Genomic DNA, 16,717 nt, shown 5'->3' with positions numbered 1-16,717 from the left:
CGCGGCAGGACGAGGCAGAACAAGGCAGAACAAGGCAAGGAGACAGGCGATGACCGGTCACAAGACAGGGACACGCGAGGAGTGGCTCGCCGCGAGGCTGGAGCTGCTCGAGGCGGAGAAGGAGCTGACCCGGCGCGGTGACGAGCTGGCCCGGCGGCGGCAGGAGCTGCCCTGGGTCCGGGTGGACAAGGACTACCGCTTCGAGACCGACGAAGGGACGGCATCGCTCACCGACCTGTTCCGGGGTCGCTCGCAGCTGCTCGTCTACCACTTCATGTTCGGGCCCGACTACACCGCCGGATGCCCGTCCTGCTCGGCGATCGCCGACGGCTTCAACGGCTCCGTGGTCCATCTGGCCCAGCACGACGTCATGTTCTGGGCGGTGTCGCGAGCCCCGCTCGCCAAGCTCCACGGCTACCGGCAGCGCATGGGCTGGACCTTCCCGTGGGCGTCGTCCTACGGCAGCGACTTCAACTTCGACTTCGGGGTGGCCCACACCAAGGAGGAGTGGGAAGCGGGACTCGTCGCGTACAACTTCGGTGAGGAGGACATGCGGCCGGCATCGGACGACGAGCAGGGTTCCCGCGATGCCTTCAGCCAAGCGATCGTCGGCACGGACTGGGAGACCTACCGGCGGGAAGGGCCCGGCGTGAGCGCGTTCGCGCTGCAGGACGGCGAGGTCTACCACACTTATTCGGCGTACGCGCGCGGCCTGGACGCCCTGTGGGGCATGTACCAGTGGCTCGACCGTGCGCCGCTGGGCCGCAACGAGACCGGCTTCTGGTGGCGCCGCCACGACGAGTACGACAACCGGTCCTGACCGTTGCGGTGCTGAGCACGAGTTGCGGTCGATATGGCCGTTGAGGCTGCGGGTGTGGACGCGACCGACCTTCCCACAGCGGCCACAAGGCCGACGTGGGGCTCGGTCGATGGAATGCTATGAGCTGACGACGCCGGCCACCGCGGCATGTCAAGTGGCGGGCTTGTCGCGGCCGTTCCCTGAATCCGCTCGGCCCGGAGAGGACTGCCACTGTTGGCGGCATACAACCTGCGCCCGATCGGGCACGTCGAATCACCGTTGACCGATCGGGCGGCGGCTCCCCGACAGCCCGATGAGGGAGCCCCCGACGCCTGGCTCGTCTTCGAGGACCGGTACGCCCCCGCCCTGGACGGACTGACCCCGGGCACCGACGTGCTGCTGCTCACCTGGCTCGACCGCGCCGACCGCGACACACTCAGAGTCCGCCCGCGCGGCGACACCGACCGCCCGCTCACCGGCGTCTTCGCGACCCGCGCCCCCGACCGCCCCAACCCGATCGGCCTCCATACGGTCCGCATCCTCGCCATCGCCGGAACGCGCGTCCACGTCCGCAACCTCGAAGCGCTCGACTCGACCCCGATCCTGGACGTCAAACCCCTCCTCACTCCGGACCGTTGACGGCCGGGCCCCGGCCTTCGTGGAACGGAGTCCCAGCGGTTGGCGTTCGTGACGTGGCAGACCACGCGGCAAGGCAGGTGTCCGTAGTCCACCGTCCCGGGGATCCGGAGGGACCGCCGCTGCGTGTGCGGGTGGGCGACGAGGTCGTCGTCACCTTGCACGGACCAGCCGCCTATGGGTGGACGCCGGTCGAGGTGGTCACCGGGCCCTTGAGGGTGATCGCGGCGGAAACGGCCGACGGCACCGTGCGGGCCACTGTCCGGGCAGTCGCGGCCGGTGCGGCGGAGTTGCGGTCGACGTCGTCGTTCCGCGTCGACCGGTTCGGGCCGCAGACGCGGCTGTGGCGGCTGCTGGTGGATGTCGAACCTGCCTAGACCTACGGACGGTTACGGGATCACGGTCAGAGTCAGTCGCCAGACCCGCGAGCTCGGGCCGTGCGGATCGGGGGTGTAGGTGTCGGCCGAGTTGAGGCTGGCGGTACCCGCAGCGGCGGCGCATGCGGTGGCGGACCGGGTTCCGTCCGGTGCGGCATGGTCGTCCAGCAGCGGCACCGTCCGCGGATCCGAACTCGTGACCGGCGCCCAGCCGTAGCGGGGCGGCGGCTTCAGGATGATGTGGATCGTCGTGCCCACGTGGACGCAGGCGGTGCGCAGGGGGTTGTCCGCGGGCGGGTAGCGGACCGTGACGGTGCCGCTGAGGCACTGGCGGGTCGAGCCGGACGCAGAGGAGCCGACGGGGGCCGGGCTCCCTTGGGACGACCGGGTCGAAACGGCGAGGGCGGAGGCGCCCGTCCTGGCAGGCAGTGCGCCCCCGGCGCCACAGGCAGCGGCTGAGACCATGACGGCGACCACGGCAAGCGATCGGGCGCCCAAGTGGCGGTGTCCCACGATGCCCCCAGGGGAAATCCCTTCAGCGCCACAGAGCGAACCCCTGCGGTTTTACTGCGAGTTGACTGTACTCCGTAAATTCTCGGTTGCCTCGCGCCACCCTGGCGTCTCCCCTCTTGTTGCTTGACATGTCCGGTGCAACCATGCCGGATTGCGAACACGCGCTCCATCGGCGTGAACGTCCTTCTTCTCCCCGCACGCCGGAGGATCTCCGGCTGTTCGAAAGGATGTTCCGTGCCCCGATCCAGACGCAGACGCGGCCGCATAGCCGCGCTCACCGCGATCCTGACCGCAGTTCCCGCTCTGTGGCTATCCGCTCCGGCCGCTCAGGCTGATCCCGCGCCGCACACCCCGGCGCCGCACCGCTCGGCCGACACCGGCCCCGCCGTCCGGCACGACACCTCCCCCACTCTGCGCTCCATGGCCGCCCACGCGCACCACGGGCACCACGGCAAGAAGGAGCAGGACGACGACCCCGGCGAGGAGCGGCTGCCGCATCCGCCCGCCTCCCGTATCCCCGACCCGGTCGTGCAGTCCAGTCCCGGCGGACCCTCCACCCCCTCGACGGGCACGAAACAAGGACAACACCACCGGCACGACCACCACCGTGCTGGCCAAGACCTGTGTGTCGTCCTCCGGCTGGCATCAGAAGACCGCCCCGGTCACGGCCGGGCACAGCTACTCGCTCACCCTGATCAGCCATGACGACAACTGGACGGGTGACGCCACGTACACCCGCTACGACGACGTGACCCTGTCCTGATCCACCGCGTCGTCCCAGGGGCCGCCAACCTCACGCCGGCGACCCCGCCCGAACCTCCCTCCACGACAAGGGGTCTTCTCATGTCGCGCACTGCTGTCCGCAGATCCGTGGCGATGGCCACCACCGCTCTGCTCTCGTCAGGCGGTCTGCTCCTCGCCTCGCACCCGGCACTGGCCGACGTCTCCAACGGCGGCTTCGAATCCGGCGGTCTGACCGGCTGGACCGCCGCGGGCACCACCGCCGTCGTCAACTCCGGTGCCCACACTGGTACATACGCCGCCCGCGTCGGCGGCACCTCGCCCACCAACGGCGACTCCTCGATCGCCCAGAGCTTCACCGCGCCCACGGGCGCCACCCAGCTGTCCTTCTGGTACGACGTCACCTGCCCCGACACGCTGACGTACGACTGGGCCACGGCCACCCTGACCGACACCACGACCGGCACCACGACGACCGCACTGGCCAAGACCTGCACCAACGGTCAGGGCTGGAAGCAGGTCACGTCGTCCGTGACCGCCGGCCACAGCTACACCCTCAAACTCGTCAGCCACGACGACAACTACGCGGGCGACGCCACCTACACCCTCTACGACGACGTCGCCTTCACCACCGCCACCCCGCCGCCCGGACTGACCCAGGTCAGTACCGACCCGTTCACCAACTCCTCCAGTCAGCACGCCACCGAGCTGGAACCCGACACCTTCGCTCACGGCAACACGATCGTCGCCTCCTCGCAGGTCGGCCGGTTCTCCGACGGCGGCTCCTCCGACATCGGCTGGAACACCTCCACCGACGGCGGCACCACCTGGCAGCACGGCATGCTGCCCGGCATCACCACCTACCAGGGCGGCACCTGGGCCCGAGTCTCCGACCCGGCCGTGGCCTACGACGCCAAGCACGGCACCTGGATGATCGCCGGACTGGTCATCGACTCGAACGTGAACGGCGCCGGCGTCAGCGTGAGCCGCTCCACGAACGGCACGAACTGGCAGAACCCGGTACTCGCGGTCGGCAACGACGGCCAGGGCTACGACAAGGAGTGGATCGTCTGCGACAACTCCGCCACCAGCCCCTACTACGGCACCTGCTACGTCGAGGTCGACATCACGTCCTCGGGCAACGCGGTGGTGATGAGCCGCTCCACCGACGGCGGCGCCACCTGGTCGACGCCGGTGGCCCCGTCCGGAGGCCCGAGCGGCCTGGGCGGCCAGCCCCTGGTCCAGCCCAACGGCACGGTCGTGGTCCCCTACTCGGCGAACGGCAGCGCCGTGCGTGCCTTCAACTCGACCAACGGTGGCGCCGGCTGGTCCTCCAGCACGCTGATCGCCAACGTCTCCAGTCATGGAGTGGCCGGCAACCTGCGCGACGGTGAGGGCCTGCCGTCCGCCGAGATCGACGGATCCGGCAAGATCTACGTCGCCTGGCAGGACTGCCGCTTCCGCTCCGGCTGCCCGGCCAACGACATCGTCTACGCCACCTCCACCAACGGCACCAGCTGGTCGGCCGTGACCCGGGTTCCCATCGACGCCACCACCAGCGCCGTCGACCACTTCATCCCGGGCATCGGCATCGACCCCGCCACCTCCGGCACGACGGCGAAGATCGGCCTCTACTACTACTTCTACCCGAACGCCAACTGCACTGCCTCCACCTGCCAGTTGGAGGTCGGCTACATCTCCTCCGCCAACGGCGGCAGCACCTGGAGCAGCCCGACCACGGACGCCGGCCCCATGTCCCTGTCCCAGATAGCGAACACCACTCAGGGCAGCATGGTCGGCGACTACCTCTCCACCTCCGTCATCGGCGGCAAGGCGGTCTCCGTCTTCGCCGTCGGCAAGGCCCCGGCAGGCGGCCAGGCCTTCGACGAGGCGCTCTACACCGCCGGCCCGCTAGCCGTCACCGGCGGCAACTCCGCCGCCACGACCCGAGGTGCCGCCAGCGTCGCCGCACCGCACACCACCCATCCCCTCCCGACCCGGCACTGATCCAGGACGGCGGGCGGGTGCGCCCCGGCAGGCAACCCAGGGGCGCACCCGTCAGCGCGCGAGAGAGCGGCCATGGCGCGCACTTCGCTGGGGAAATGGTCCTCGGCCAGGTCCGCGGCGGCTGACCGGGATCCGCGCCGCATCCGCTGCCCGTGTCAGCTGCCGCCCGCTCCCAGTGCCGCCAGCAGCACCAGCACCAGCACCAGGGTCGCGGCACCGAGAAGGCCATGGGCGGCGACGACGGGAACGGGCAGATGCGGTTCCGCGGGCGTCGATTCCTCGCCTGCGGCCGCCGGGGCGGAGCGGTACACGGGGACCCAGCGGGCGAACATCGTGAAACCGAGCAGCGCGACGGCGACGAGGATGCCGAAGGACGTCCAGGCCAGGGCCGACCGGTCGGCCGCGAGACAGACGATCCAGACGACCAGCCCGGCCGCCGCGAGCAGGAAGTGGCCGAAGACGACCGGGGCCGGGAAGCGGGTCGTCCCCGTCTGCTGCTGGCGCAGGCCACCGCGCGCGATCCAACGGGCCAGCAGATGTCGTACTCCAGTGGTTCCGAGGTGCGGATGGGTGAGGATCGGGCTGCCGGTCAGGGGCGGTGCCGGGTGCGGTAGCCCTCGGCCTGCGCGGACTCCTCGGCGACCCGGACGCCGTAGCGGTAGGCGAGCTTGCCGCCGAGGTAGCCGGACACGCCGAGGACGGCGAGCGAGACGGCGGAGAGCACGAGTTGGCCGTATCCGACGCCCTGCCCCTCCGGGTGCCCGCCGCCCTGCCGCCAGACGAAACCGGCCGCGTACGCGGCGGTCACGGCCAGGTTCAGCCCCATGTGCACGAGGCCCGTGCGGAAGGCCGGCGTGCCGGTGGGAATGGCGAACAGGTCCAGGAACCCCAGGCAGGCCGCCGCCAGCGCACCCAGCATGCCGATGACGATCAGCCAGGTCGAGCCGTGGGCCAGAAAGGCCGGCCCGTGGACGATCCGCGAGGCGATGTCGAAGACCAGGCTGCACACCCAGGCCCCGATCGGCACGGTGACCAGAATCGGATGGAACGGATGCCCGTACGGCCCTGCCAGCGCGCCGCTGACCGGCTGCTTCGCCTGCCGCAGGCCCTTGAGATCACTGTCCACGGTCATACGGCACGCACCTCGCCCTTGAGCCGGCCGTCGAGCCGTTTCACCAACGATTGTTGGTCTTATTGGCGCCACGGGTCAAGAGGCCGTCACTCTCCGCCGCGTAGGCGGTCTCGGTGCGGCACCGGTCGTCGGGCGTCCCAGCCAGGCAAGGAAGGCAAGGACGAACAGTCCTTCGACGATCAGGGACAGCGGGCCGTACGGCGGATCCCAGCTGGTTTCGTGGTAGCCCTCCGGCAGGCCGACGGTCCGCGACAGCAGAAATCCGGCGATCATGCCGAGGCTGACGAGGGTCCCGGTCAGCCAGACGATCATGGGGCGCGCCAAGGCCACCAGTGCCGCCGCCACGAAGAGCATGACGACAGCGCCCACGGCGAACAGAACGCCGATGTAGAACTTCTCCTCGAGGTGATCGGGAATGAGGACGGTGTGCAGCACCACGTTGCCGATGGCGCAGCACGCTCCCAGTCCTCTGAGGGTGACTTCGGTCGCGGAGGTGGAGTTCATCGGTGACTCCAGCTGTTGTCGTTGAGGGAGCAGCCCAGCCGGGGGGCGGTGGCGGCCGGCGGTCGATCCCGCCTGTGTTCACCGCTCGCAGGCGGTGCCCGCCTCCGGATTGCCTCCCGGCATGCGCTCACCGCGCAGTTCCACGCAGCATGCGCCGGGTCGCGGGGCGAGCACCGCTGTGGTCCTGTCGCTTCCCAGGCCGTGCAGATAGCCGGCCAGGAACGCCTGATTGACGGCGCACACCAGTTCCGGGGCCTTGGCCGCCAGGGGGTGGAAGGGGCAGTTGCGCAGCCGCAGCAGGGTGGGTGTGGTGCGCTCGGGCTCGAAGCCGAACTCCTCGAGCGTCTCGGCCGCCACGCCCAGTCCGCGCTCGGCACCGAGGCGTCCGGGACGCACCCGTTCGCGTTCGGCGCCGCCCAGGGCTTCGCCGCGCGCGTACGCGACGCGGAGCGCGGCATCGCGGGCGGATTCGCCGTCGGTCTCGGTGAGCACGGCCTCGGTGAGGACGTCGGCCAGCATTCCGTAGCGACGCTCAGGGATGCTCACCGCGATGGCCTCGCCCGTCGGTTCATAGACCTTGGGCCTGCGTCCGACCTTGCGGATGCCCGTCGGAGGTTCGTAGCTGGCCTGGAGCAGACCGGCGGCCACCAGCTTGTCGAGATGGAAGGCCGCCAGCTTGCGGGAGATGCCGAGGCCCTCGGCCACCTCCTCACGCGTCATCGGCCGCCGCTCGTGCCGGATGAGCTCGAACATGCGGCGCCGTGTGGCGTCGCCGAAGGCCGCCAGGCTGGTCAGCGAGGCGTGGTCCAGTCCCACTCGTTCAGTGTATTCGCCCATGAGAATTGGCGAAACTCTTCAGTGGTGCTGTTGTCCGGGAGGTTTCCCTCCCATGGCGTCATACGAATAGGACCTTGGACGAGATTGCCCCGGTCGCGGGTCAGTCGGTGCCGCGCCCACCCAGCAGGCCGGTGACCTGCGAGCGTACGACGTGCCACGCGGCGGTCGGCAGGTCGCCGAAGGCCGACGCGCGCAGCGTCTGCAGCGCCTGCGCCGGGTCGGCTCCGCACGGGGCGCTGCCGCTGAGCACGTCGTAACCGTCGCGCACGGCGACCCGCAGCCTGTCGCCACCGTCGTCGACGTGCACCGCCGAGGCGACGACGGGAGGCGGCGGTCCACCCGCCTCACCCGCGAGCTTCCGGTACGCACAGGCGATCGGTTCACGCCAGCGCAGGCTGAGCAGGACGGGGCGCTTGGCCACCAGCTCGGCCAGGTCCGTCTCCCGGACGCCGTCGGATTCCAGCACCGTCGCCCGCGCGTCCAGGACGATCGCCGCGGGCAGCAGACAGCGCAGCGCGCTGCCGACGAGGTTGCCGCCGACCGTCGCCGTCCGCCGCACGGCCCCGGTGCCCACTGCGGCGGCTGCCAGGCGCAGCACGTCCGGCACCCGGTCGTTCATCCGGTGCAGGACTACGGCGCCACCCACGGTCTCCCGCTCCAGCACGTTGGCCTCCGGCACATCGCGCAGGGACATGGCCAGCTCGGGGAAACCGTCCCGCTGCCATGTGGCCCACACGAGCGTGGCCCCGCCGATCGGCACGGCCCCCTCGGCCAGGCACTGCTGCGCTTCGGACACCGACGTGGGGAAACGCACCAACACAGCGACCGGCCTGCCTTCCTCGGGAGTTGACCGAAGGCGGTGAGCAATGCCTTGGCCAACCGCCCTCACCGAGGCAGTCTTCTCGCCCGGGCGGGGGCGCGTACAGGGCTCACACGAGCACGCCGCGCCCTCGCCACGCCGATCCGACCGCCGCCGCCGCCGCCGAGCATGGTTTTGGACCTTCGTACCGGTGACATTGTGGACCTGTCGCCGACGTCCACGGTGCGGGCAGCGTGGACGACATGGACACGCCTTCCGCTTCGTTCGCCCAGCTCCTCGCCGGCATCATCGGGATGACGCTGGTCGGCAGCAGCGTCACCGTCTCGCGCACGCTCGTCGACGCCCCGCTGTTCACCACCCAGGCGGTCCGCTACGCGGCCGCGACCGTCATCCTCTTGGTCATGGCACGGCTCGCCGGTGCCCGGCTGGTGTGGCCTCAGGGCCGCGAGTGGCTGTGGCTGGCCGGGATCGCGGTGACCGGTCTGGTGCTGTTCAACGTGGCCGTGGTCCGGGGCGTCGATCATGCGGAGCCCGCGGTGGTCGCCGTCGCGGTCGCCTGTGTGCCGGTGGTTCTCGGGGTGGTGGGTCCGGTGCTGGAGCGGCGCAGGCCGAGCCGGCAGGTCCTGTGGGCCGCGCCGGTCGTCATGGCGGGCGCGGTGCTGGTGGAGGGAACGGGCCGCACCGATGCCGTCGGGGTGGCCTGGGCCGCGCTGGCCCTGGGCTGCGAGGCCGCGTTCACGCTGCTCGCGGTGCCGGTACTGCGGCGGCACTCGCCGTGGGGGGTGTCCGTGCACGCGATATGGCTGGCCGCCGTGCTGCTGGCCGTGCTCGGTACGGCGGCGGATGGGCCGTCGGCCGTACGGGAGCTGTCCGGGCCCCAGTGGGCGGCCGCCGGATATCTGGCGTTGATGGTGACGGCGGTCGCCTTCGTGCTGTGGTACTCCACGGTCCGCGCCGTAGGGGCGGGGCGAGCGGGGCTGCTCACGGGCATCGCGCCGCTCGCCGCGGCGGTCGTCGGCGCCGTCTCGGGCAGCGGGGTGCCGAGGCCGTCGGTGTGGCTGGGCATCGCCGTGCTGATCGCCGGCCTGGTCGCTGGTCTGCGGCCACGCGGCGTTCCCGGCGCAGAGGCCGCGGATCCGGATCCCTCGGCCGCGGCGAACCCTTCCCCGGCCTCGGCCCGCTCCAGATAGCGGGCCACCGGGGTAGCGCCCGTTGCCGGAACCCCTCGGTGCGGAATCCCCCCGTCAGCAAGTCCGGCATAAGTAGGGTGATATGCATGAAGGCACTTTTGTTGTCTGGCGGCTCAGGTACCCGTTTGCGCCCCATCACCCATACATCGGCGAAGCAACTTGTACCGGTCGCGAACAAACCGGTGCTGTTCTACGGTCTGGAGGCGATCGCCGAGGTGGGCATCACCGAGGTCGGGATCATCGTCGGGGACACCGCCGAGGAGATCCGGGAGGCGGTCGGCGACGGTTCCGCGTTCGGCCTCGACGTCACCTACATCCCGCAGGCGGCGCCGCTGGGTCTGGCCCACGCGGTGCTGATCGCCCGTGAGTTCCTGGGTGACGACGACTTCGTGATGTACCTCGGCGACAACTTCGTCGTCGGAGGCATCACGGACCTGGTGGACGCCTTCCGCAGCGAACGGCCGGAGGCGCAGATCCTGTTGACGAAGGTGCCGGACCCGACCGCGTTCGGGGTGGCCGAGCTGGACGCGGCCGGCCAGGTGATCGGCCTTGAGGAGAAGCCCCGGCACCCCAAGAGCGAGCTGGCGCTGGTGGGCGTGTATCTGTTCTCCCCGGCGATCCACGAGGCCGTGCGCTCCATCGAGCCGTCCTGGCGCGGCGAGTTGGAGATCACGCATGCCATCCAGTGGCTGATCGACGCCGGACGTGATGTGCGTTCCACGATCATCTCCGGCTACTGGAAGGACACCGGGAACGTCACCGACATGCTCGAGGTCAACCGCTCGGTTCTGGAGACCCTGGAGCGACGGATCGACGGGACGGTCGACGACGAGAGCGAGATCATCGGCCGGGTGCGGATCGAGCCCGGGGCGAAGGTCACCGGCAGCCGCATCGTGGGACCGGTGGTCGTCGGTGCGAACACCGTGATCACCGACTCGTACGTCGGCCCCTTCACCTCGATAGCCGGCGACTGCCGGATCGACGACAGCGAGATCGAGTACTCGATCGTGCTGCGCGACTCCTCGGTGAGCGGGGTCCGGCGGGTGGAGGCCTCCCTCATCGGACGCAACGTCGAGGTGACTCCCGCGCCTCGCAAGCCTGCCGCCCACCGTCTCGTCCTCGGCGACCACAGCAAGGTGCAGATCTCCTCATGACCACCAGGATCTTGGTGACCGGCGGTGCCGGTTTCATCGGCTCGCACTACGTCCGCACGCTGCTCGGCCCGGCCGGCCCGGATGACGTGGCGGTCACGGTGCTGGACAGGCTCACCTACGCGGGCAACCCGGCCAATCTCGACGAGGTGCGCGATCATCCCCGATTCGCCTTCGTCCAGGGTGACATCTGTGATGCCGCGCTGGTCGACGAGCTGCTCGCCGGGCACGACCAGGTGGTCCACTTCGCCGCCGAGTCCCATGTGGACCGCTCGATCCTGGCTGCCACCGAGTTCGTCCGGACCAACGTCCTGGGCACGCAGACACTGCTGGACGCGGCGCTGCGCCACGGAGGTTCGAAGACCTTCGTGCACATCTCCACCGACGAGGTGTACGGCTCCCTCGACTTCGGCTCCTGGCCGGAGACGGACCCGCTGCGCCCCAACTCCCCGTACGCCGCCTCCAAAGCGGCCGGCGACCTGATGGCCCTCGCCCACCACCGCACCCACGGCCTGGACGTGCGGGTGACCCGCTGCTCCAACAACTACGGCCACCACCACTTCCCCGAGAAGGTCATCCCGCTGTTCATCACGAACCTGCTGGACGGCAGGAAGGTCCCGCTGTACGGCGACGGCGGCAATGTCCGCGACTGGCTGCACATCGACGACCACGTCCAGGGCATCGAGCTGGTGCGCACCCAGGGGCGCGCCGGTGAGGTCTACAACATCGGCGGCGGCACCGAGTTGACCAACAAGGAGCTGACCGCGTTGCTGCTGGAGGCCTGCGGCGCCGACTGGGACACCAGCGTCGAGCACGTCGCCGACCGCAAGGGCCACGACCGCCGTTACTCCGTGGACTGCACGAAGATCCGCGAAGAGCTCGGCTACCAGCCCCGCAAGGACTTCGCCACCGGCCTTGCGGAGACGGTCGCTTGGTATCGCGAGAACCGCGCCTGGTGGGAGCCGCTGAAGGAGCGCGCGGCGTTGTAGTGCCGGCATCGACACCCCTTTGACGACGAACAGGGAACCATGACCACCACTTGGCTGATCACCGGCTGCACCGGAATGCTCGGACAGGATGTCCTCGCGCGGCTGCGCCGGGACGGGGAGAGCACCGTCGGCCTCGCCCGTGGCAGTCTCGACATCACGCACGCCGAGGCGGTGGCCGATGTCGTCGACGCGCACCGGCCCCGGATCGTGGTCAACTGCGCCGCCTGGACGGCCGTCGACGACGCCGAGTCGCACGAGGCGGACGCCCTGCGGGTCAACGGCGACGGACCCCGGCACCTCGCCGAGGCCTGTGTGAAGACCGGCGCCCGGCTGATCCAGGTCTCGACGGACTATGTGTTCGGGGGCGACGGGACCGGCCCGTATCCAGAGGACGCCCCGACGGCACCGCGCGGAGCGTACGGACGTACCAAGCTGGCGGGGGAACAGGCGGTGCTGACGACGCTCCCGGACGCGGGATACGTCGTGCGTACGGCGTGGCTGTACGGCGCGGGAGGCGGAAACTTCGTCGACACGATGATCGGACTGGAGTCGGTCAAGGACACCGTAGACGTGGTCGACGACCAGCGCGGACAGCCCACCTGGACGGTGGACCTCGCTGACCGGCTCGTACGGCTGGGGCGTGCCGCCCTCGCCGGTGCCGCGCCCGCCGGGGTCTACCACGGCACCAGTGGCGGGGAGACGACCTGGTTCGGCCTGGCCCAGGAGATCTTCCGGCTGCTGGGCGCGGACCCCGGACGGGTCCGGCCGACCACCGGCACGGCCTTCGCACGGCCCGCTCCCCGCCCCGCGTACAGCGTCCTGGGGCACGGCCGCTGGCGCCGGGCGGGGATCGAACCGATCCGTGACTGGCGCGAGGCGCTGCACACGGCTTTTCCGGCTCTGCTCGACGAGAAGAAGGGCTCATCCCGGTGAACTTCAGGATCCAGCCGACCGCACAGGTCGACGAGACGGCCACGATCGGTGACGGGACGACGGTCTGGGACCTGGCCCAGATCCGGGAGGACGCCCGGCTGGGCAGCGGGTGCATCGTGGGCCGGGGAGCATATGTCGGCCCGGGGGTGCGGATCGGCGACAACGTGAAGCTCCAGAACTACGCGCTGGTCTACGAACCCGCGCAGCTCGGTGACGGGGCGTTCGTCGGTCCGGCGGCGGTGCTCACCAACGACTACTTTCCCCGATCGGTGGACCCGCAGGGCCGGCTCAAGCGCGGTGGCGACTGGGAGGCCGTGGCGGTGGTGGTGGGCGAGGGAGCGTCCCTGGGGGCCCGGTCGGTGTGTGTGGCACCGGTGCGCGTCGGCCGTTGGGCGCTGGTCGCGGCGGGTGCCGTGGTGACGAAGGACGTGCCGGACTTCGCGCTCGTGGCGGGCGTTCCGGCGCGCCGCATCGGCTGGGTCGGCCGGGCCGGCGTACGACTGGTCGAGCGGGACGGCGAGCCGGGCGGATGGGAGTGCCCCGAGACAGGGGCGCTGTACGACGAGAAGGACGGCCAACTCGTCGAGCGCGCCTGACTTCTCGTCGAGCGCGGATGACTTCTGATTCTCCCAAAACACCAATGCTCGAACACGTGCAGGCATAACATGTGTGCGAACTGTGCAGACCGGGCACAGTCAGCGCACAAACCAGTGCCCAGGGGGGGTTACCGGGTGGGACGCCTGTGTCCGAAGCGCGGAGTGACGACCGCTCCGACGCCTGACGTCTGACGTTCCGACGTCTGCTGTCCGCCGCGTGGCCGTCCGCGACGCGGCGCCCACAAGCCTGCGCAAAAAGAGGACCCACAGGGGGGTTGGTGTGTCCAGAAGATGACCAACACACGTCTGGCGGCGCTCGGTCATGAAGAGCCGCCGCTGCTCGCGCTCGGCCGGCGACTGCTGGCAGTCGCCGAGTCGGGACTTCCGTCGATGCTGCTTCCCGGCGGTGAGGCCTTCGCCTTCACCATGGCGGGGCGGGAGGCACCCGATGGTTCCTGGACCCTGGAGCGGCGTGGGACCAGTACCCGGTACGCGGCCATCACCGCGCTGGGTGCCCGGTTCCTGCCCGAGGACCGCCAGTGCGCGGTGCTCGGCGGGCGCACTGCCCAGGAGTTCACGGGTCTGCTGGTCGAGTCTCTGCCCGGGGTAACCAACCTCGGCGACGCGGCGCTCATCGCCTGGGCCGCCGCCGAGACCGCACACCCCAAACTCTCCGACGCCCTCGCACGGGTCGAAGCCCTGGACGAGGAGGGCCGGCCGCAGTACACCGTCGAGGCCGCATGGGTGCTGTCCGCCCTCGCGGCGGCTCGCGGCACGGTCGACGTGGAGAGCCGTCTCACCGCGGCCCGCGACCGCCTGCTGCGGGCCCGGATCGGGAACAGCCCGCTGTTCCCGCACGCCACCGGGCCCGGACTGGTGCCCTGGTACCGGGCGCACGTGAGCTGCTTCGCCGACCAGACGTACCCGCTCCAGGCCCTGGCCCGCGCCCACGCCTCGGGCGAAGGCGGCGGCGATCCGGAGGCGCTGGCCGCGGCCGAGGCGTGCGCGGCCCGCATCTGCGAGTTGCAGGGCGCGGGCGGTCAGTGGTGGTGGCACTACGACGCGCGCACCGGCGATGTCGTGGAGGGCTACCCGGTCTACAGCGTCCACCAGCACGCGATGGCGCCGACCGCGCTGTTCGACCTCGCCGACGCCGGCGGCACCGACTTCGGCGCGTCGGTCCGCAAGGGCCTGCGCTGGATGACGGACGTGCCCGAACTCGCCGAACGCCCGGAGCACCGCGAGCCGTTGATCCTCGACGAACTGGGCGTCACCTGGCGCAAGGTCTACCGGGGCGACCCGAAGAAGGCCGTACGCGCCGCCCGGGGACTCGGCAGCCGGGTCGCTCCCGACCTCCGGCTGAAGGCCCTGGACCGGATTTACCGGCCCCTCTCCGTCGACCGCGAATGCCGGCCGTACGAGTTCGGCTGGACGCTCTACGCCTGGCAGGGGGGCCGCATATGAGCGGGCGTCAGTCCCTCTTCGGTGTCGAGCTGGACCCGCTGACCATGGACGAGACCGTACAGCGCTGCCTCGAAGCGGTCCAGGACGGCAGCCAGTTGGAGATCGGGGTGGTCAACGCCGCGAAGCTGGTGAACATGCGGCGCGATCCGCGGCTCGCCCGGGCCGTGACCGGCTGCGATCTCGTCCTCGCCGACGGACAGGCCGTGGTCTGGGCCGGCCGGGTGTTACGCGCCCCGCTGCCGGAACGGGTGGCCGGTATCGACCTCTTCCTGCGGTTGCTGGCAGAGGCGGAAGCGGCCGGCATCTCGGTGTACTTCCTCGGCGCCAGGAAGGACGTGCTGGAGCGGATGCTGCACCGGGTCGCCGACCGCTTCCCCCGCCTGACGGTGGCCGGCAGCCGGAACGGCTACTTCGACGATTCCCAGCAGGAGGCCATAGCGGAGGAGATCGCCCGAAGCGGCGCCCAGATGCTGTTCCTCGGCATGACCTCGCCCAAGAAGGAGGTCTTCACCGCCGCCTACGGCGCCCGCACCGGCGCCCGAGTCGTCCACGGCGTCGGCGGCTCCTTCGACATCCTGGCCGGGGTCACCAAGCGGGCCCCCGAGTCCTGGCAGCGGTGGGGCCTGGAGTGGCTCTACCGCGCGCTGCAGGAGCCGCGCCGCCTGGGCCGACGCTACCTCACCACCAATGCTGCCTTCCTCCTCATGACGGCGCGAGAGTTCATCCGGCTCAACCCGTCGACCGCTCCCGCGAACAGGAGTCACTGATGCGCGTCGTCGTGGTTGGACAGGGATACGTCGGCCTGCCACTGGCCATCCGCGCCGCCGAGGTCGGACACGAGGTGATCGGCTACGACGTCGACTCCCGGCGGGTCAAGAGCCTGTCCGCCGGTGAGTCCTTCGTCGAGGACGTCTCCTCCGAGCGGATCCGCGCTGCGCTGGACAACGGCACCTACCGTCCGAGCGAATCGGCCCGCGACTGCGGCGGTTTCGACGTCGCCGTGGTGACCGTCCCGACCCCGCTGCACGAGGGCACTCCCGACCTGCGCTACATCAAGGAGTCCGCGGTCACCCTCGCCCGCTATCTGCGCCCCGGAGCCACCGTCGTCCTGGAGTCGACCACCTATCCCGGCACCACCCAGGAGCTGTTCGCCCCGATCCTGGAGGACGGCTCGGGCCTCACCGCCGGAAGCGACTTCCACCTCGGCTACAGCCCCGAGCGGATCGACCCGGGCAACACCGTCTGGGGTTTCAAGGAGACCCCGAAAGTCGTCTCCGGCGTCGACGCGGCGTCGCTCACGGCCGTTCAGGACTTCTACGCAGGCCTCGTCGACACCACCGTGCCGGTGCGCTCGCCCAAGGAGGCCGAACTCGCCAAGCTGCTGGAGAACACCTTCCGCCATGTGAACATCGCGCTGGTCAACGAGATCGCGATGTTCGCCCATCATCTGGACATCGACGCCTGGCAGGCCATCGACGCCGCCTCCAGCAAGCCCTTCGGCTTCATGAGGTTCACCCCCGGACCGGGCGTCGGCGGCCACTGCCTGCCGATCGACCCCTCGTACCTGTCCTGGCGGGTGCAGCGCGAACTCGGCCAGAGCTTCCGCTTCGTGGAACTGGCCAACGACATCAACAACCACATGCCCGAGTACGTGGCGCGCCGCATCAGCGACCTGTTCAACGAAAGACGCCGTTCCGTGAACGGCTCGCGCATCCTGCTGCTGGGTCTGGCGTACAAGAAGAACACCGGCGACGCCCGCGAGTCGCCCGCCCTGCGCATATCCCAACTGCTGCTCGACATGGGGGCCCAGGTCAAGGCGGCGGACCCGCATGTCGTCGAGAGCCTGCCGGTGGACACCCGGCTGGTGCGGGTCGACCTGACACCGGAGGAGCTGGCGGCCGCCGATGTGGTGGTGCTGCTCGCCGACCATGACAGCTTCGACTACGAACTCGTCGCCGAGCACGCCCCCTTCGTCCTCGACTGCCGTCGACGGCTGCCGTCCGGTCCCTCGATCGAGGTGCTCTGAAC

General features: G+C 70.3%; 20 protein-coding genes. 13 read left to right on the top strand and 7 right to left on the bottom strand.

Annotated elements, in window-relative coordinates:
* Positions 1-49: 49 nt before the first annotated feature.
* The 3 genes from ACFYOH_RS39280 (at position 50) to ACFYOH_RS39270 (ending at position 1,812) form a co-directional block, all read left to right on the top strand.
* Positions 50-820 (top strand): DUF899 domain-containing protein, encoded by a 771-nt coding sequence (locus ACFYOH_RS39280; RefSeq protein WP_388635869.1) that lies wholly within the window; start codon positions 50-52, stop codon positions 818-820.
* A 213-nt stretch (positions 821-1,033) separates the two neighbouring features.
* Entirely contained in the window at positions 1,034-1,438 is a 405-nt protein-coding gene (gene tsaA, locus ACFYOH_RS39275; protein ID WP_388635867.1) for a tRNA (N6-threonylcarbamoyladenosine(37)-N6)-methyltransferase TrmO, read from the top strand.
* 131 nt (positions 1,439-1,569) lie between these two features.
* Positions 1,570-1,812 carry a hypothetical protein gene (locus ACFYOH_RS39270; RefSeq protein WP_388635865.1) on the top strand — a complete coding sequence of 81 codons (243 nt, stop codon included), beginning with the start codon at positions 1,570-1,572 and terminating at the stop codon, positions 1,810-1,812.
* 12 nt (positions 1,813-1,824) lie between these two features.
* Here the strand turns inward: ACFYOH_RS39270 and ACFYOH_RS39265 are convergent, their stop codons facing one another.
* Both ACFYOH_RS39265 and ACFYOH_RS39260 read right to left on the bottom strand, forming a co-directional pair.
* Positions 1,825-2,277, bottom strand: coding sequence for a hypothetical protein (locus tag ACFYOH_RS39265; RefSeq protein WP_388635863.1), 453 nt, complete (start codon positions 2,275-2,277; stop codon positions 1,825-1,827).
* 357 nt (positions 2,278-2,634) lie between these two features.
* On the bottom strand, positions 2,635-2,823 hold the full coding sequence (locus ACFYOH_RS39260; protein WP_388635861.1) for a hypothetical protein: 189 nt from the start codon (positions 2,821-2,823) through the stop codon (positions 2,635-2,637).
* A gap of 109 nt (positions 2,824-2,932) precedes the next feature.
* Between ACFYOH_RS39260 and ACFYOH_RS39255 the strand changes: the two genes are divergently transcribed.
* Both ACFYOH_RS39255 and ACFYOH_RS39250 read left to right on the top strand, forming a co-directional pair.
* Positions 2,933-3,088 carry a hypothetical protein gene (locus tag ACFYOH_RS39255; protein WP_388635859.1) on the top strand — a complete coding sequence of 52 codons (156 nt, stop codon included), beginning with the start codon at positions 2,933-2,935 and terminating at the stop codon, positions 3,086-3,088.
* Positions 3,089-3,168: 80 nt separating this feature from the next.
* Positions 3,169-5,073 carry a hypothetical protein gene (locus ACFYOH_RS39250; protein ID WP_388635857.1) on the top strand — a complete coding sequence of 635 codons (1,905 nt, stop codon included), beginning with the start codon at positions 3,169-3,171 and terminating at the stop codon, positions 5,071-5,073.
* 155 nt (positions 5,074-5,228) lie between these two features.
* On the opposite strand, the gene ACFYOH_RS39245 is transcribed toward ACFYOH_RS39250, so the two are convergent.
* From ACFYOH_RS39245 to ACFYOH_RS39225, 5 genes are all read right to left on the bottom strand, one after another.
* A complete protein-coding gene (locus ACFYOH_RS39245) occupies positions 5,229-5,405 on the bottom strand; it encodes a hypothetical protein (protein ID WP_388635855.1) in 177 nt (58 codons plus the stop codon).
* Between the two features lie 257 nt (positions 5,406-5,662).
* On the bottom strand, positions 5,663-6,205 hold the full coding sequence (locus ACFYOH_RS39240) for a DUF2231 domain-containing protein (protein ID WP_388635853.1): 543 nt from the start codon (positions 6,203-6,205) through the stop codon (positions 5,663-5,665).
* 75 nt (positions 6,206-6,280) lie between these two features.
* The gene (locus ACFYOH_RS39235) at positions 6,281-6,709 is read right to left on the bottom strand and encodes a hypothetical protein (protein WP_388635851.1); all 429 of its coding nucleotides are present in this window, start codon (positions 6,707-6,709) and stop codon (positions 6,281-6,283) included.
* Positions 6,710-6,787: 78 nt separating this feature from the next.
* Entirely contained in the window at positions 6,788-7,525 is a 738-nt protein-coding gene (locus tag ACFYOH_RS39230) for a helix-turn-helix transcriptional regulator (RefSeq protein WP_388635849.1), read from the bottom strand.
* A gap of 121 nt (positions 7,526-7,646) precedes the next feature.
* Positions 7,647-8,366, bottom strand: a complete 720-nt coding sequence (locus ACFYOH_RS39225; RefSeq protein WP_388635847.1) for an FAD binding domain-containing protein — start codon at positions 8,364-8,366, stop codon at positions 7,647-7,649.
* 242 nt (positions 8,367-8,608) lie between these two features.
* Between ACFYOH_RS39225 and ACFYOH_RS39220 the strand changes: the two genes are divergently transcribed.
* The 8 genes from ACFYOH_RS39220 (at position 8,609) to ACFYOH_RS39185 (ending at position 16,715) form a co-directional block, all read left to right on the top strand.
* On the top strand, positions 8,609-9,556 hold the full coding sequence (locus ACFYOH_RS39220; RefSeq protein WP_388635845.1) for a DMT family transporter: 948 nt from the start codon (positions 8,609-8,611) through the stop codon (positions 9,554-9,556).
* A gap of 86 nt (positions 9,557-9,642) precedes the next feature.
* Complete coding sequence (locus ACFYOH_RS39215; protein WP_388635843.1) at positions 9,643-10,710, top strand: glucose-1-phosphate thymidylyltransferase; 1,068 nt, start codon at positions 9,643-9,645, stop codon at positions 10,708-10,710.
* A complete protein-coding gene (rfbB, locus tag ACFYOH_RS39210; RefSeq protein WP_388635842.1) occupies positions 10,707-11,696 on the top strand; it encodes a dTDP-glucose 4,6-dehydratase in 990 nt (329 codons plus the stop codon). Before ACFYOH_RS39215 ends, rfbB begins: the two co-directional genes overlap by 4 nt.
* A gap of 39 nt (positions 11,697-11,735) precedes the next feature.
* Positions 11,736-12,629, top strand: coding sequence for a dTDP-4-dehydrorhamnose reductase (rfbD, locus tag ACFYOH_RS39205; RefSeq protein WP_388635840.1), 894 nt, complete (start codon positions 11,736-11,738; stop codon positions 12,627-12,629).
* Positions 12,626-13,225 carry an acyltransferase gene (locus ACFYOH_RS39200; RefSeq protein ID WP_388635838.1) on the top strand — a complete coding sequence of 200 codons (600 nt, stop codon included), beginning with the start codon at positions 12,626-12,628 and terminating at the stop codon, positions 13,223-13,225. The genes rfbD and ACFYOH_RS39200 overlap by 4 nt, the downstream gene beginning before the upstream one ends.
* Before the next feature lie 291 nt (positions 13,226-13,516).
* Complete coding sequence (locus ACFYOH_RS39195; protein WP_388635836.1) at positions 13,517-14,689, top strand: hypothetical protein; 1,173 nt, start codon at positions 13,517-13,519, stop codon at positions 14,687-14,689.
* On the top strand, positions 14,686-15,456 hold the full coding sequence (locus tag ACFYOH_RS39190) for a WecB/TagA/CpsF family glycosyltransferase (protein ID WP_388635834.1): 771 nt from the start codon (positions 14,686-14,688) through the stop codon (positions 15,454-15,456). The genes ACFYOH_RS39195 and ACFYOH_RS39190 overlap by 4 nt, the downstream gene beginning before the upstream one ends.
* Positions 15,456-16,715 (top strand): nucleotide sugar dehydrogenase, encoded by a 1,260-nt coding sequence (locus ACFYOH_RS39185; RefSeq protein WP_388635832.1) that lies wholly within the window; start codon positions 15,456-15,458, stop codon positions 16,713-16,715. The genes ACFYOH_RS39190 and ACFYOH_RS39185 overlap by 1 nt, the downstream gene beginning before the upstream one ends.
* The last annotated feature ends 2 nt before the right edge of the window (positions 16,716-16,717 follow it).

Origin of the sequence: Streptomyces sp. NPDC007856 (assembly GCF_042868225.1) — a bacterium.
In the GTDB taxonomy this organism is placed as follows: Bacteria; Actinomycetota; Actinomycetes; order Streptomycetales; family Streptomycetaceae; genus Streptomyces.
This window is presented reverse-complemented; position numbering and strand designations above follow the sequence as displayed.